The 15,819-nt window shown below is 67.2% G+C and carries 15 protein-coding genes and 1 pseudogene; 9 read left to right on the forward strand and 7 right to left on the reverse strand.

What is annotated here, in order from left to right:
• Positions 1-216: pseudogene (locus VFW69_RS14940) on the reverse strand (hypothetical protein); the annotation flags it as partial.
• A 93-nt stretch (positions 217-309) separates the two neighbouring features.
• On the opposite strand from VFW69_RS14940, the gene VFW69_RS14945 reads away from it, so the two are divergent.
• Entirely contained in the window at positions 310-1,626 is a 1,317-nt protein-coding gene (locus tag VFW69_RS14945) for a DUF1800 domain-containing protein (protein WP_526502285.1), read from the forward strand.
• Positions 1,627-1,636: 10 nt separating this feature from the next.
• On the forward strand, positions 1,637-2,821 hold the full coding sequence (locus VFW69_RS14950; protein WP_526502286.1) for a DUF1501 domain-containing protein: 1,185 nt from the start codon (positions 1,637-1,639) through the stop codon (positions 2,819-2,821).
• On the opposite strand, the gene VFW69_RS14955 is transcribed toward VFW69_RS14950, so the two are convergent.
• The 3 genes from VFW69_RS14955 to fgd are packed head-to-tail and all read right to left on the reverse strand — an operon-like array spanning position 2,810 to position 7,081.
• A complete protein-coding gene (locus VFW69_RS14955; RefSeq protein WP_526502287.1) occupies positions 2,810-3,973 on the reverse strand; it encodes an acetate/propionate family kinase in 1,164 nt (387 codons plus the stop codon). The two genes, VFW69_RS14950 and VFW69_RS14955, sit on opposite strands and share 12 nt — an antisense overlap.
• Positions 3,970-6,033 (reverse strand): phosphate acetyltransferase, encoded by a 2,064-nt coding sequence (gene pta, locus VFW69_RS14960; RefSeq protein ID WP_526502288.1) that lies wholly within the window; start codon positions 6,031-6,033, stop codon positions 3,970-3,972. The genes VFW69_RS14955 and pta overlap by 4 nt, the downstream gene beginning before the upstream one ends.
• A 37-nt stretch (positions 6,034-6,070) precedes the next feature.
• Complete coding sequence (gene fgd, locus VFW69_RS14965) at positions 6,071-7,081, reverse strand: glucose-6-phosphate dehydrogenase (coenzyme-F420) (RefSeq protein WP_526502289.1); 1,011 nt, start codon at positions 7,079-7,081, stop codon at positions 6,071-6,073.
• A gap of 96 nt (positions 7,082-7,177) precedes the next feature.
• Between fgd and VFW69_RS14970 the strand changes: the two genes are divergently transcribed.
• Entirely contained in the window at positions 7,178-7,930 is a 753-nt protein-coding gene (locus VFW69_RS14970) for an MBL fold metallo-hydrolase (protein WP_526502290.1), read from the forward strand.
• Positions 7,931-8,069: 139 nt separating this feature from the next.
• Here VFW69_RS14970 and VFW69_RS14975 read toward each other — a convergent pair whose 3' ends face one another.
• From VFW69_RS14975 to VFW69_RS14985, 3 genes are read right to left on the reverse strand one after another with little or no spacing between them, the layout of a single operon-like run.
• Positions 8,070-8,573: a GNAT family N-acetyltransferase gene (locus VFW69_RS14975; protein WP_526502291.1), complete on the reverse strand. Its 504-nt coding sequence runs from the start codon at positions 8,571-8,573 to the stop codon at positions 8,070-8,072.
• 6 nt (positions 8,574-8,579) lie between these two features.
• Positions 8,580-9,461 (reverse strand): SAM-dependent methyltransferase, encoded by an 882-nt coding sequence (locus VFW69_RS14980; protein WP_526502292.1) that lies wholly within the window; start codon positions 9,459-9,461, stop codon positions 8,580-8,582.
• 7 nt (positions 9,462-9,468) lie between these two features.
• Complete coding sequence (locus VFW69_RS14985) at positions 9,469-9,840, reverse strand: DUF3054 family protein (RefSeq protein ID WP_526502293.1); 372 nt, start codon at positions 9,838-9,840, stop codon at positions 9,469-9,471.
• A 68-nt stretch (positions 9,841-9,908) separates the two neighbouring features.
• Here VFW69_RS14985 and VFW69_RS14990 point away from each other — a divergent pair, with 68 nt between their 5' ends.
• From VFW69_RS14990 to ndhA, 6 genes are all read left to right on the forward strand, one after another.
• Entirely contained in the window at positions 9,909-10,655 is a 747-nt protein-coding gene (locus tag VFW69_RS14990; protein ID WP_526502294.1) for an SDR family NAD(P)-dependent oxidoreductase, read from the forward strand.
• A 4-nt stretch (positions 10,656-10,659) separates the two neighbouring features.
• Positions 10,660-11,844 carry an acyl-CoA dehydrogenase family protein gene (locus tag VFW69_RS14995; RefSeq protein WP_526502295.1) on the forward strand — a complete coding sequence of 395 codons (1,185 nt, stop codon included), beginning with the start codon at positions 10,660-10,662 and terminating at the stop codon, positions 11,842-11,844.
• A gap of 11 nt (positions 11,845-11,855) precedes the next feature.
• Positions 11,856-13,004, forward strand: coding sequence for an acyl-CoA dehydrogenase family protein (locus VFW69_RS15000; RefSeq protein WP_526502296.1), 1,149 nt, complete (start codon positions 11,856-11,858; stop codon positions 13,002-13,004).
• 4 nt (positions 13,005-13,008) lie between these two features.
• Positions 13,009-13,671, forward strand: coding sequence for a TetR/AcrR family transcriptional regulator (locus VFW69_RS15005; protein ID WP_526502297.1), 663 nt, complete (start codon positions 13,009-13,011; stop codon positions 13,669-13,671).
• Between the two features lie 5 nt (positions 13,672-13,676).
• Entirely contained in the window at positions 13,677-14,294 is a 618-nt protein-coding gene (locus VFW69_RS15010) for a hypothetical protein (RefSeq protein ID WP_526502298.1), read from the forward strand.
• A gap of 143 nt (positions 14,295-14,437) precedes the next feature.
• On the forward strand, positions 14,438-15,817 hold the full coding sequence (gene ndhA / locus VFW69_RS15015; protein WP_526502299.1) for a type II NADH:quinone oxidoreductase NdhA: 1,380 nt from the start codon (positions 14,438-14,440) through the stop codon (positions 15,815-15,817).
• Positions 15,818-15,819: the final 2 nt, after the last annotated feature.

Raw genomic sequence — 15,819 nt, forward strand, 5'->3', positions numbered from 1 at the left:
CCACCTGGCGCTGTGCAGGAAAGCGGCGGCTGCCCCTGCGATGACGGCTTGGCCAGAAGACCACAGCCAGGCGGCCGCGATACGCAACTCGAGCGAGGGCACGGCGTCATTCGAGAGGTAGACGTCGGGAAACACCGCGCGGTATCGCGTCCGAAGTTGGTGCCGGCTCAACGAGCCACAGCGCAACGCCTCGCTGCCGACAAACGGCTCCTTCATGCCGCGCAGGATCACACGCCTGGGCCGCAGTGCGTGCACCTGCATACACAGGTGTCATAGGAAATCCCAAGGAAGACCGGGCACAATTGTCGGATGGCAGGTCAGTCCACCGCATGGGTCAGCACGGCCCGCATGCTGCGCCGGGCCGGGTTCGGGGTGACCGGGCCCGAGGTCGACGCGGCCGTCGACCGGTACTGGCCCGGCTATGTGGACGCGATGCTGGCCACCGATCCCGACACCGACCCGGGTGCGGCCGCCACGCCGATGCCCGCCCTGGACGCACTCAGGCCGCCGGGCAAGGGCGCTACGCGGGCCGCGCACAAGCAATACAACCAGCAGGTGACCCAACAGCTGGCCGTGCTGTCGAATTGGTGGATACGTCGCATGGCCGGCGTGCGGCAGCCGGTTCACGAAAAACTAACCCTGTTGTGGCACAACCACTTCGCCACCTCGGCGCAGAAAGTCCGGGTCGCCGGGTACATGGCCGCGCAGAATCAGAAACTGCGCGCGGGGTCGCTGGGTGATTTTCGCGCCCTGGCTTACGCGATGCTGACCGACGCCGCGATGCTGCGCTGGCTGGACGCGCCGAGCAGTACCGCCAAGGCGCCCAACGAAAACCTGGCCCGCGAGTTCATGGAGCTGTTCGCACTGGGACATGGCAACGGCTACACCGAAAGCGACGTGCGCAACGGTGCGCGGGCCCTGACGGGATGGGTCATCGGCGCCGGGGGTAAAACCTCCATGACCCCCAAACGCCATGACGCGAGCGCCAAGACGCTGTTCGGGCAGAGCCGCGACTTCGATGCCGCCGGATTCTGCGACACCGTGCTGGCGCAACCCAAATCGGCGGAATACATCGCGGGACGCCTGTGGCAGCAATTGGCGTCCGACCATCCGCCATCACCGGCGGTGCTCGACCGGCTGGTCGCCGCCTACGGCCCCAACCGCGACCTGCGCGCGCTGACCCGGGCGATCCTCACCGACAGCGAGTTCACCGGCAGCCGCGCCGCGGTGGTCAACACCCCGGCCGAATGGCTCGTCGGCGTCATCCGGGCGCTGCGGGTTCCAGTCGACGACCCCAAGCGCCTGAAGATGATCGACACGACATTGCGCACGCTGGGCCAGCGACCGTTCTATCCGCCCAGCGTCGGAGGCTGGCCCAGCGGCCAGCTGTGGCTGTCCACCGCCAGCGCCGGGGCCCGCCTACGCGCCGCGACCGAACTGGCACACGCGGGCGACCTCTCCGGCATCGAGGGCGCCGCCGCCGGTGACCGCGTCGACGCGGTCGGTTATCTGATCGGCGTCGGCTCTTGGTCCGACCGCACCGTCAAGGCACTGCAGCCGCTGGTGCGCCAACCGGCGCGGTTGGTCGCGGCCGCCGTCAACACTCCCGAATACCTGACGTCCTAGCGAGACAGCGATGCCCGAGATGAACCGTCGCCGATTCCTGATCGCCAGCGCGGGCGTCGGCGCGGCCGGCCTGTTGTCTGGAACGGTGGCGGTCAGTTGGCCCGACCTGCTGCGCGCGGCCCAGGACCGGCCGCTGGCCGACGGCGCCGGTGTCCTGGTCATCGCCACGCTCTACGGCGGCAACGACGGCATCAACACCGTGATTCCCTACGCGGACAACGCCTATCACGACGCTCGCCCCGAACTCGCCTACGCACCGGGCGATGTTCTACACCTCGATCAGCAGCTGGGGCTCAACCCGGCGCTGAAGGGATTGGCGGGGCTGTGGAACCAGCGGCAGCTCGCCATCGTGCGCGGCGCGGGCTACCCGAAGCCCGACCACAGCCACTTTCGGTCCATGGACATCTGGCAGACGGCGTCACCTGCCGAGCCTGTGTCGACCGGCTGGATCGGCCGCTGGCTCGACGCCACCGGAGATGATCCGTTGCGGGCGGTCAACATTGGCGCCGTCCTGCCTCCACTGGCCGTCGGCGCAAAGTGCACGGCCGCGGCGCTTTCGCCGGGCGGCGCGTCGGGCGACACGGGGAAGTTCGACGCAGTGATGACCGCGCTGGGCAACGACGATCCCGACGACACCCCGGCGATGGCCGCCGTGTGCAAGGCCTACCGCGCCGCGCGCACGGCCGACGCCACTTTTGAGTCGGTGAAACCCGCTGCCAAGGACCGTAACTCACTGTCCACCCAGCTGAGCATGGTGGCCCAGGCCATCAAGGCCCGCGTTCCCACGCGGGTCTACACGGTGCAGGCGGGCGGCTTCGACACCCACGCCGGCGAACGCGGCACCCAGCAGCGACTCCTACAGACATTCGACGAGGCGGTCACCGCATTCGTCCAGGAGATGACCGGTCGCGACGTGGTGCTGCTGGCGTATTCGGAATTCGGGCGCCGGGTGCGCGCCAATGCCTCACAGGGCACCGATCACGGCACGGCCGGTCCCGCTTTCATTGCGGGCCCACCCGTGAAGGGCGGCTTCTACGGCGAACAGCCCAGCCTCACCGATCTCGACAACGGAGATTTGAAGTACACCATCGATTTCCGTGACATCTACGCCGAGCTGCTCGCACGAACTGTCGGGACCGATCCCACGCCCGCGGTGGGTGCCGGACGAAACAGCCTGGGCTTCCTATCCGCCTAGCACGTTCACACAGTCGCGGGCGATGGCCAGCTCTTCGTTGGTCGGGACCACCAGCACGGCGATCGGTGAATCGTCGGCGGAAATCTGGCGTGCACCATTGCCGCCGCCGAGGTTGCGGCGCTCATCGAGCACGATACCCAGTTCCTCCATACCGGAGACCGCGTCGCGGCGCACCGCCGGGTCGTTCTCGCCGATCCCGGCGGTGAAGCTGATGACATCGGTGTGCCCCAGCACCGCCAGGTAGGCGCCGATGTACTTGCGCAGCCGATGCGTGAACACGCTGTACGCCAGTTTCGCTGACTCGTCGCCGGATTCGATCATCGTCCGCAGCCGGCGAAAGTCGCGCTCACCGGACAGACCCAACACCCCGGAGCGCTGGTTGAGCATGGACTCGACGTCGTCGACGCCCATCTTGGCCGTGTGGGATAGGTAGCCGACGACGCTGGGATCGATGTCGCCGCTGCGGGTGCCCATCACCAGGCCTTCCAGCGGCGTCAAGCCCATCGAGGTGTCCAGCGGCCTGGTACCGGCGATCGCTGAGGCGGAGCAACCGTTACCCAGGTGCAGCACAATCTGTTTCACGTCACCGACCGATCGGTCCAGGAACGCGGCGGCCTGCTCGCTGACGTAGCGGTGCGACGTTCCGTGAAACCCGTACCGGCGGATCTGATATCGCTGCGCCAGATCGCGATCGATGGCGTAGGTGGCCGCCGCGGGCGGCAAGTCGTGGAAGAAGCCGGTATCGAACACGGCGATGTGAGCGAGGTCGGGCAGCAGTTTGCGCGCGACCTCGATTCCCTTGAGCGCCGGCGGGTTGTGCAGCGGGGCCAACTCCGACAATCTGTGCAGTCTGCCGATCACCGCGTCGTCCAGCAGCGTGGGTTGATAGAAAATGTTGCCGCCGTGCACCACTCGATGGCCCACCGCGACGATGCCGCTCGCCTTCAGGTCGATGCCATCGTCGGCCAGCTCGTCGAACGCGCGGCGCAGCGCCGCGTCATGATCGGGAACCGGCGAGGATTCCTCTCCGATCCGCTCGACGAGACCCGTCGCCCGCGCTGCTCCCGAATCGGGGTCGACCACTTGATATTTCAGGGATGACGAGCCGGAGTTGATCACCAACACCAGGCGTGCGTCGCCACTGTCCGTCATGGCTGCCCCTGGGCCTGGATCGCGGTGATGGCCACAGTGTTCACGATGTCTTCGACCAACGCACCCCTGGACAGGTCGTTCACCGGCCTGCGCAAGCCCTGCAGCACGGGCCCGATGGCAAGCGCCCCGGCGCTACGCTGCACCGCCTTGTAGGTGTTGTTGCCCGTGTTGAGGTCGGGGAAGATCAGCACCGTGGCGTGGCCCGCCACCGGCGAGTCGCGCAGTTTGGTGGCGGCGACCGACGGTTCGATCGCGGCGTCGTACTGGATGGGCCCCTCGACCGGTAGGTCGGGGTTCCGTTTCCGCACCAATTCGGTTGCCGTCCTTACCTTGTCGACGTCCGCGCCCGTACCCGAGTCACCGGTCGAGTACGACAACATCGCCACCCGCGGTTCGATGCCGAACTGTGCGGCGGTGCGCGCCGACGAGATCGCGATGTCGGCCAGCTGCTCGGGTGTCGGATTCGGGATGATCGCGCAGTCGCCGTACGCCAGCACGCGATCGGGCAGGCACATCAAGAAGATGCTGGACACCGTCGAGACATCCGGGACCGTTTTGATGATTTCGAATGCGGGCCGAACGGTATGGGCGGTGGTGTGTGCGGCGCCGGACACCATGCCGTCGACATGGGAGTTGTGTACCAGCATGGTGCCGAAATACGTGCTGTCGCGCATGGCCTCCCGGGCCTGCTCGACGGTGATGCCCTTCGCCTTGCGCAACTCTGCGTACTGGTCGGCGAACTCGTCGCGCAGCCGGCTACTGCGCGGGTCTATCACCGTGACGTCACCCAGGTCGACCCCGAGTTCTCCCGAGCGCTGGCGGATTTGGGCTTCGTCACCCAGGATGGTCAGGTCGGCGACGCGGCGCTGCAGCACCCGGCCGGCGGACCGCAGGATGCGGTCGTCGTCGCCTTCGGGAAGCACGATGTGCTTGCGATCCGAACGCGCCTGCAGCGTCAGCCGGTGGATGAACATCTGCGGCGTGATGACGGTGGGGATCGGAATGGCAAGCTGCGCCAACAGATCGGTGATGTCGACATGGCTGTCCATCAGCTCCAGCGCGGTGTCGATCTTGCGCTGCGAGGTCGCCGTGACCCTGCCCCGGGCCGACGCCGCCGCGCTGGCGGTGTCGTAGGTGCCCAGTGCGGTAGCGACGATCGGTAGCCGCAGCCGCAGTCCGGCAACCAGGGCGGCGATGGACGGGTGCAGCGCGAAGCCGCCGTTGAGCACGATGCACGACAGCGACGGAAAGCCTTCCGCGGCATGGGCGCTGGCGACGGCGAGCACCACGTCCGAGCGGTCGCCGGGCGTGATGACCGCGATGCCGTCGCGCAGCCGCTCCAGAACGTGGTCGGCGGTCATCCCCGCGACCAGCACGCCGGTGACCTCGCGTTCGCGCAGAGACTCTTCGCCGCTGACCGGCGTTCCGCCGACCGCCTTCTCCAGCTCGGCCACCGTCGGGGCCGACAGCAGTGGCTCGTCGGGCAGCACATAGCTGCGCTGCGAGAATTTGCGCAGCGCTTCGGCCACGTCGGCGAGCTCGGTCGGCTCGCACCGGTTGGCCACCACGGCAGCGGTGTGGGCGTGCTGGGCGTCCAGCTCGGCCAGGCAGACGTCGACGACGCTGGCGATCTCCGCGGCCGTGCGCCCCTTGCCGCTGACCGTCAGCAGCAGCGGTGCACCGAGGTTGACCGCAATGCGCGCGTTGGTCGTAAGTTCCGCGGGCCGGGTCACGTCCGTGTAGTCGCTGCCGACGATCACCACCACGTCGCACGCCTCGGCCACCGCCTGATAGGCGTCGACGATGCGGGCGATCGCGGCGTCGCCGTCGGCGTGCAGCTGCTGATAGGTGACGCCGACGCACTGCTCGTACGACAGACCCGCGGTGGTCCGTGTCAGCAACAGTTCCAGGATGTAGTCGCGGTCGTTTGATTCAGAGCGCGTAATGGGCCGGAACACACCGACTTTGGCGACCGTCGCGGTCAACCGGTGCAGCAGCCCCAGCGCGATCGTCGACTTGCCGGTCTCCGGCTCGGGGGCGGCGATATAGATCGCTGTCACTGAACCGACACAGCGCCGGAAGCCATTCGCCCGCCTTTCAGGCCAGCCGCCGCAGCCGCGGCGCCAGGTCCTTCTCGAAGAGCTCCAAGAACCGGCGTTGGTCATGGCCGGGCGCGTGGAACACCAGGTGGTTGAGGCCCCATTGCACGTACTGGCCGACCTTTTCGACCGCCTCGTCGGGATCGGACGCCACGATCCAGCGCTTGGCGACCTGCTCGATGGGCAGCTCGTCTGCGGCCTTCTCCATCTCCAGCGGGTCGTGAATGCTCGTTTTCTGCTCGGCGGTCAGCGACAGCGGCGCCCAGAACCGGGTGTTCTCCAGCGCCTTGTCGGGGTCGGTGTCGTAGGAGATCTTGATTTCGATCATCCGATCGACGTCGTCCGGATTCTTTCCGGCCGCCTCCGCGCCCTCCCTCATGGCGGGCATCAGCTTGTCCTTGTACAGCTCCTCGCCCTTGCCGGAGGTGCAGATGAAGCCGTCGCCGGCGCGGCCCGCGTATTTGGCCACCTGCGGGCCGCCCGCGGCGATATAGATCGGGATGCCGCCCTCCGGAACGTCGTAGATGGAGGCGCCCTTGGTGTGGTAGTACTCGCCCTCGAAGTCGACACGGTCGCCGAGCCACAGTTCGCGCATCAGCCGCACCGATTCGCGCAGCCGGGCATAGCGTTCCTTGAACTCCGGCCACTCGCCCTCGTATCCGGTGGCTATCTCGTTGAGCGACTCGCCGGTGCCGACGCCGAGGAAAATGCGATCCGGGTACAGGCAACCCATCGTGGCGAACGCCTGCGCGATGACGGCGGGGTTGTACCGGAAGGTCGGCGTGAGCACCGAGGTGCCCAGCACCAACCTCTTGGTGCGCTCGCCGACTGCGGTCATCCAGGCCAGCGAGAACGGTGCGTGTCCGCCCTCGTGCCGCCACGGCTGGAAGTGGTCACTGACGGTGGCGCTGTCCATGCCGTGCCCTTCGGCGGCGACAGCGAGTTCGACGAGCTCGCGCGGTGCAAATTGTTCAGCGGACGCTTTGTATCCGAGTTTCAGTTCAGCCACCCGTTCTTTCTACTCCTGTGCTAACGGTCGCGACCCGCCGCGCCCGGCATCGCCGCGCTTGCGATCGCTCCCCGCAGCGCTCCTACACTCGCGGGCATGGGATCGGCGCCAACCCTCGTTCAAGTGACCGACACGGTGTACCTCGCCCAGGGAGAGGCCGTTAACTGGACGCTGGTCGTCGACGGCACCGGCGTAATGCTGATCGACGCCGGATATCCCGGCGACCGCGAGGACGTGCTGTCGTCGCTGCGGGAGCTGAGTTACGGCCCCGGCGAGGTGCGTGCCGTCCTGCTTACGCACGCCCACATCGACCATTTGGGCTCGGCGATCTGGCTCGCCAACGAATACGGCACCGACGTGTATTGCCATGCCGAGGAAGTGGGCCACGCCAAGCGCGAGTATCTGGAACAAGCATCGGTTTTCGATGTCGCCCTGCGCATTTGGCGGCCACGCTGGGCGAAATGGGGCCTGCACGTGCTGCGCAGCGGCGGCCTGATTCGCGACGGCATCCCGTCCACCCGGGCGCTGACCGCCGAGGTGGCCGCCGGGCTGCCCGGCCACCCGACGACGGTGTTCACCCCCGGGCACACCAGCGGGCACTCCTCGTATGTGGTCGACGGCGTGCTGGTCAGCGGCGACGCGCTGATCACCGGGCACCCGCTGCTGCGCCGCGGTGGGCCGCAGCTGCTGCCGGCGGTGTTCAGCCACAGCCAGCAGAATTCGGTGCGCAGCCTGGACGCACTTGCCCTGCTGGACACCGAGGTGTTGTTGCCCGGGCACGGGGATGTGTGGCGCGGCCCGATCCGAGAAGCCACAGCGCGGGCCATCTCGTTGGCTGGCGGCAAATGACTTCGGGCGAGATCATCGCCACACCAACCACATCGGCATCACCAAAGTTTCTATAGTGTGACTCTCAAACGTGCTAGCACATCCGCTAGCTGAGTTGGGAGACCCATTTTCCTTGAAACCGGTTGTGACGGTGCCTAAGTCAAGCCAGCCACTTCTCGAACGCGATCGGAAGGAACGGACCCCACGACGGCAGCGGGTCCGGCGGTATCCGGGTATACCCCGTCGCGTCGTAGAGCGCCTCGGCCTCTGGCTGCCGATTGCCGGTGATCAGGTAGAGCCGCCGATACCCCCGTGCCAGGGTCTCGGCCTCCAGCGCTGCGAGCAGCGCCCTGGCGTAACCGCGGCGCCGATGGGCAGCGTCGGTCCAAATCCGCTTGAGCTCGGCGGTGTTGGCGTCGTAACGGCGAAACGCACCGCCGGTCACCGGCACGCCGTCCATCACGCCGATCAGCAGTCCGCCGTCCGGTGGCGCCAACTCCGCCCGGGGCACCGGCAACCAGGTGAGGTGGGTGCTCGGCGTGCCGCCGTATCGCTGCGCGTACTCGACGGCCAGTTCGGCCAGCAGCGGTTGTGCCAGCGGGTCGTCGTGAGTGGCCGACACGAACCGCAGTTGACCATGTGGCGGGCAAGATTGCGGCATCACCAAAACTCAAACGCGTGTCGCGGTGATGTATTCCGGGATGAACTCCGCGTCGCCGGGCCCCGTCCGCCGCCGCCTGCGCAGCCCCATGGCGCCCAGCAGCTCGGTGATGCCAAGCCCGGCCGTCTCCCAGCCATTCGACGCCAAATACTCTGGCACATAATGATATTCGCCGGGGTAGGTCAGGCTGGCCAGGTCGACGTCCAGGCCGCGCTGCCGCCAGCCGTCGACGAACGCGCGCTCGGCCCCGAGCTGCAACGGATTCCAGGTGGGCATGTGATCGGCGGTGAACCGGCTGCCCGCAGCGCTCGCGGTGGTGATGCCGTTCAGCAATTGATTCTGCGCGTCGGGCGGTAGGTATCCGACGAGCAACTGCTCGGCGACCCAGACCGTGGGCGCCGCGGTGTCGAACCCGACCCGGCGCAGCGCCGCCGGCCAATCCTGGTCCAGTTCAATGCCGATCGCACGCCGGTGGGTGGCCAATTCGGCGTCCAGCCCGCGCAGCACTTCGGCTTTGAAATCGAGCACTTGCGGCTGATCGACCTCATACACCGTGGTCCCCCGAGGCCACCACAACCGGTAGGGCCGGGTGTCCAGACCCGACGCCAGGATCACCACCTGCCGAATGCCCGCCCGGACCGCGTCGGCCAGGAATTCGTCCACGAACCGCGTATGCGCCGCCAGCGCATCCATCAGCGCCGCCATCGCCGGGTCGTCGCCGTCGTCCTCGGCGAACACGTGGTCCTTGATAGCCCGGGAGAGGTAGTCGATCCCGACGGCGCACAGCAGCGGCTCTGCGAACGAATCGTTCAGCTGCCCCTTATTGGTGGCCATCGCCCGCGCGGCCGCACCGAATGTTGCGGTTACCGCCACGTCGGCCGTCTGCACCATGGTCGTTTCAGACGCCGGAGCGACGCCGTAGGGTCAGCCCGGCGGCCACTCGCCAGCCCAGCAACAACAGCGCGGTGACCGTCGTCGCGACCACCACGAAACTTGCCGCCACGCCCGCGGAAGTCGCCTTGCGCAGCAGCATGCCGATGACCACGGTGGACAACCACACGACGACCCCGGTCGGCACCACCGCGGTCGGCCGCCGCCACGCGCGGGAGACCAGCCACCCGACGACGGTGCCGGTGAGAAACGGCCAGGCCGTCACGGCGATTCCGGTGACATTGAGACCTTCGTCGTGGCTGCGGCGCCCCACGGCGCAGAACACCAGCACACCGACGACATCCACCGCGAGCCAGGCCGGCCGCTGGAGCCTAAGCATGCAGGCAGACTACCGGGATGCTCCGCGATCTTGACCGCGCAGCCGCGGTGAACTTAGATTCGTCAAGAATGAATACTGATTCACGGGCCGGCCTTGCGGTGGTGACCGGCGCCGGATCCGGCATCGGCAAGGCGATTGCGCTGGGACTCGCCGCGCGCGGCGAGCGCGTGGTCGCCGCCGATCTCGACCGGACGGCGGCATGCGACACCGCCGACGAACGCCCCGGCCTGATCACCGCGTTACCGGTGGACGTGGCCGACCCGGAACAGGTCGGCACCCTGCGGGACCGGATCCACTCCGATCTCGGCGTGCCCAACATCGTCGTCAACGCGGCCGGATGGGACCGCACCGACCAATTCCTCAACGCCACACCGGAATTCGCTCAGAAGGTGGTGGCCATCAACTACCTGGGACCGGTGCACGTCTGCTCGGCGTTCCTGCCGGGGATGATCGAGACGCACGGCGGCGGACGCGTGGTCAACCTCGCCAGTGACGCCGGCCGGGTCGGCAGCGCCGGGGAGAGCATCTACGCCGGTGCCAAGGGCGGGGTGATCGCCTTGACCAAGTCGCTGGCCCGCGAGATGGCTCGACACCAGATCACCGTCAACTGCGTGTGCCCCGGCCCGACCGACACCCCGCTGTTTCATGCGCAACCCGAGAAATTGCGGGAAGCACTGGTCAAGGCCATCCCGTTTCGCCGGCTGGCCCGGCCCGAGGAGGTCGCCGCGCCCGTGCTGTTCTTCGCGTCCGAGGCCGCCTCGTTCATCACCGGACAGGTGATAAGTGTGAGCGGCGGCCTGACGATGGCAGGCTGATCACATGAGTACTAAGACACCACCCGCCTTCGACCGCAACGACCCGCTCGGCCTCGACGCCTCGCTATCCAGCGATGAGCTTGCGGTGCGCGACACCGTGCGGGAATTCTGCGCCGAGCATGTCCTCCCGCACATCGCGGAGTGGTTCGAAATCGGCGACCTTCCGGTTCGCGAACTGGCCAAGGGGTTCGGTCAACTCGGCTTGCTGGGCATGCACCTGGACGGGTACGGCTGCGGCGGGGCGTCGTCGGTGCACTACGGCCTGGCCTGCACCGAGCTGGAGGCCGCCGACTCCGGTATTCGGTCCATGGTCTCGGTGCAGGGGTCGCTGGCGATGTTCGCGATCTGGAATTTCGGGTCCGAGGAGCAGAAGCAGGAATGGCTGCCCGGCATGGCCACCGGCGAGCTACTCGGCTGCTTCGGCCTGACCGAACCCGACGTCGGCTCCGATCCCGCCGCGATGAAAACCCGGGCGCGCCAAGATGGTTCGGACTGGGTGCTGAATGGACGCAAGTTGTGGATCACCAACGGCTCGGTCGCCGACGTCGCGGTCGTGTGGGCCGCCACCGACGACGGGATCCGCGGTTTCATCGTGCCCACCAAGACGCCGGGATTCAGCGCCAACACCATTCACCACAAGCTGTCGCTGCGGGCCTCGATCACCAGTGAATTGGTGCTCGACGACGTGCGGGTGCCGGCCGAGGCGATGCTGCCCGAGGCCAAGGGGCTGCGCGGGCCGCTGTCCTGTCTGTCCGAGGCCCGCTACGGAATCATCTGGGGCTCCATGGGAGCGGCCCGCTCGGCCTGGCAGGCCGCTCTCGATTACGCCACGCAACGCACCCAGTTCGGCCGCCCCATCGCCGGCTTCCAGCTGACCCAGGCCAAGCTCGTCGACATGGCGGTCGAGCTGCACAAGGGCCAGCTGTTGTCGCTGCACCTCGGTCGCCTCAAGGACAGCGGCGGGCTGCGTCCCGAGCAGGTAAGCTTCGGCAAGCTCAACAACACCCGCGAGGCAATCAAGATCTGCCGGACCGCGCGAACCATACTGGGTGGCAACGGAATATCGCTGGAATACCCCGTCATCCGGCACATGGTCAACCTGGAATCGGTGCTGACGTACGAGGGAACGCCCGAAATGCATCAGCTGGTCCTCGGCCATGCGTTCACCGGCAGCGACGCCTTCCGCTGACAGGAGCACCGATGGCCGCACGCCTGGAGTACACGTCCGAGCATCACCAGTTCCGAGAACTGGTACGCGATTTCGTGCGGCAGACGGTCGTGCCCAATCACGAGAATTGGGAACGGGACGGCCAATGGGATCGCTCGCTGTTCATCGAGGCGGGCAAACTCGGGCTGCTGGGCTTCTCGGTGCCCGAGCGTCTCGGCGGTCCGGGTGTGAGCGATTTCCGCTACAACGCGATCGTGATCGACGAATTGCAGCGCGCGGGTGCCGCCGCCGAGGCCATCGCCTTCACGCTGCAAAACGACGTGGTGCTGCCCTATCTCACCGATCTGACCACCCCCGAACAGCAACAACGCTGGCTGCCCGGCGCGGTCACCGGCGAGACGGTGCTCGCCATCGCGATGACCGAGCCCGGCACCGGCAGCGATCTGGCGGGGATCCGCACGACGGCGGTGCGAGACGGTGACGACTACGTCGTCAACGGCGCCAAGACGTTCATCTCCAACGGACAGATCGGCGATCTCTTCGTCATCGCGGTGCGCACCGCGCCGGACCGCCACCAGGGGCTGTCGCTCCTGGTCGTCGACCCCGCCACGCCCGGCTTCTCCCGCGGCCGCAACCTGGAGAAGATCGGCCTGCACGCCCAAGACACCAGCGAGCTCACCTTCACCGATATGCGGGTGCCGAGGGCCAATCTGCTCGAAGACGAAGGCAGGGGTTTCTACCAGCTGATGAAGAACCTGCCCCAGGAGCGGCTCGCGCTCGGGGTGGGGGCGGTGGCCGCCGCCGAAGGCGTTCTGGCGCAGACCCTCGACTACGTGCGCGACCGCACGGCGTTCGGCTCACCGATCGCCAGCTTTCAGAACAGCCAATTCGTCCTCGCCGAACTCGCAACCGAAATCGACGTCGCCCGTACCTATCTCGACGACTGTCTGGCCGAGCACCTGGCAGGCGAGCTGACCGCCGCGCGCGCCGCCCGGCTGAAGTGGTGGACCACCGACCTGCAGGTGCGCACCGCCGACCGCTGCCTGCAATTGCACGGTGGATACGGCTACATGCGCGAATACAGCGTGGCGCGCGCCTTCGTCGACGCCCGCATTCAGACCATCTACGGCGGCACCAACGAGATCATGAAGACGATCATCGCCAAGGACCTGGGCATCTAGGGTCATGGTCACCGATTACAGCGATCTTCCCGTCGAGGAGGCCGTGCGCGCCGCCCGGGCCAGTTCGCGGCGCCGCCAGGTGCTGGATGCCGCGGTCAAGGTCATGGGCCGCAACGGGTTTCACCAAATGTCCATGCAGGACCTGGCCACCGAGGCCAAGGTCAGCGTCGGCCTGATCTACAAGTACTTCGGCGGCAAGGAGGACCTGCTGCTCGCGACGATCGTGCGGATCCTGGACGTGTTCCGCGATCAACTGGCACCGGTCATCGCGGCCGCCGGTGACGACGTCGTCGACCAGTTGACCATGGGCGTGCGCCGCTATGTCCAGATCGTCGACGAGAACCTCGACGGCGTGGTGCTGACCTACCGGGAGAGCCGCACCCTCGGGGCGCCCGGCCGCTCCCAGATCAAGGACCTCGAAATCGCCAGCGCCGCACCGCTGCGCGCGGTGATCGAGGATGGCATCGCCCAGGGGATCTTTCGCGCGGTCGACGTCGACCTCATCGTGTTCGACATCATGCTGCTCGCCCATGGCTGGGCCCTCAAGCACTGGCACTTCGGGACGATCTACAGCATCGATCAGTACATCGCGTTGCAGACCCGGCACGTGCTGACCGGATTGATTACCGACGACCGCCGCGCCGACTACGCGCACGTGCTGAAATAACGTTCATGAGACTCACCGCCCGCCCGATTCGCTGCATGATCGCGCTGCTGGCCCTGGGCGCCGCCGCCGGTTTGCCCACGGCGGACGCCGATCCCACCGGGGCGCTGCCCGCAATGACGTCCAGTGGCGGTGGGCCGATCATCGGCGGCGGCAACAATGCCGGGACCGCACAGCAGCTGTTCAGTTTCGGCGCTCCCAACGTGCAGGAGGTCGACGGCTCGGACGCCGCGCAATTCATCACGAGCGCCGCCGCGAGCACGAGTTCGCAACTGGCCGCGCCCTTCTCACTGATGCGCCGGGCGCTCACCTGCCAGACCAACAACGCCGGATTCGGGGCGCGCGCCTTTCGGCGCAGCGACGGGCAATGGGGAGGCGCGATGGTGGTCGCGGCCAAGGGCGCTACCCCGAACGTCGACGGCCTGGTCGCCTGCGCCAAGACCAATTGGCGCAGAGCCACGGCCGGTACGCAGAATTCGCTTTGCAACGCCGGATGGAGTACCCCCAACACCTACGAGAGCCGCCGCGGCGAGACCTACTACATCTTGCTCGCCGGCACCGCCAACGACTTCTGCACCGCGGTCAACGGAAAATTCAAGGACAACTCCAACGGGTGGCCGTTCTAAACTGCAGCAGTTCACAGCGCCATGAGGCCCAGCTGGGCCAAGATGCCGCATCAAGCCGGGCTTGACATGTTTCTCCCCTGGGTCGGGCAGCGGAGTCATAGGCTGGGTATGCGCCGCAGGGGACTCTGGGAAAAGGGGTGAGCATGTCGCGTCATCGCGTCGTCATCATCGGAAGCGGATTCGGTGGGCTGAACGCGGCCAAGGCACTCAGCAGGGCCGACGTCGACGTCACCCTGATCTCGAAGACGACGACCCACCTGTTCCAGCCGTTGTTGTACCAAGTGGCCACCGGCATCCTGTCCGAGGGTGATATCGCCCCGACCACCCGGCTGATCCTGCGGCGGCAGAAGAACGTCCAGGTGCTGTGGGGCGACGTCAGTGATATCGACCTGACGGCGAAGACTGTCACGTCGCACCTGATGGGCATGCAGACGGTGACACCCTTTGACAGCCTCATCGTGGCTGCGGGCGCGCAGCAGTCGTACTTCGGGAATGACCAGTACGCGGCCTTCGCGCCCGGCATGAAAAGCGTCGATGACGCCCTTGAGCTGCGGGCCCGCATCCTCGGCGCGTTCGAGGCCGCCGAAGTCGCCACCGACCCGTCCGAGCGGCAACGCCGCCTGACGTTCGTGGTCGTTGGCGCCGGGCCCACCGGGGTCGAGCTGGCCGGCGAGATCGTGCAGCTCGCCGAGCGAACCCTGGCCGGGGCGTTCCGGACGATCACACCCAGCGAATGCCGGGTGATCCTGCTCGACGCGGCACCCGCGGTGTTGCCGCCGATGGGTGCCAATCTGGGTTTCAAGGCGCAACGCCGGCTGGAGAAGATGGACGTCGAGGTTCAGCTCAACGCGATGGTGACCGCGGTGGACTACATGGGCATCACGATCAAGGAGAAGGACGGCGGCGAGCGGCGCATCGAATGCGCGTGCAAGGTGTGGGCCGCGGGCGTGCAGGCCAGCGAGCTGGGCAAGATGCTCGCCGAGCAGTCCGACGGAACCGAGACCGACCGCGCCGGCCGGGTGATCGTCGAGCCCGACCTCACGGTCAAGGGGCATCGGTACGTGTTCGTCGTCGGCGACCTGATGTCGGTGCCCGACGTCCCGGGCATGGCCCAGGGCGCGATCCAGGGGGCGCACTACGTCACCAAGCTCATCAAGCAGGCGGTGAAGGGCCACGACGATCCCGCCAACCGCAAGCCGTTCAAGTACTTCGACAAGGGCAGCATGGCCCTCATCTCGCGGTATAGCGCCGTCGCGAAGGTCGGCAAGCTGGAGTTCGGCGGCTTCATCGCCTGGTTGGCGTGGCTGCTGCTGCACCTGTACTACCTGGTCGGCCACCGCAATCGCATCGCCGCCATGTTCGCCTGGGGGATCTCCTTCTTGGGCCGCACCCGCGGCCAGATGGCCATCACCAGCCAGATGATGTACGCCCGGCCGGTGGTCGACTGGGTGGAGCAGCAAGCGCAAGAGGGAAGCCTGGCGGCGGCCGAACGCATCGACGCGGCCGAGAAACAGGCCGGCTAGCT

Origin of the sequence: Mycobacterium sp. (assembly GCF_036273375.1) — a bacterium.
Classification (GTDB): Bacteria; Actinomycetota; Actinomycetes; order Mycobacteriales; family Mycobacteriaceae; genus Mycobacterium.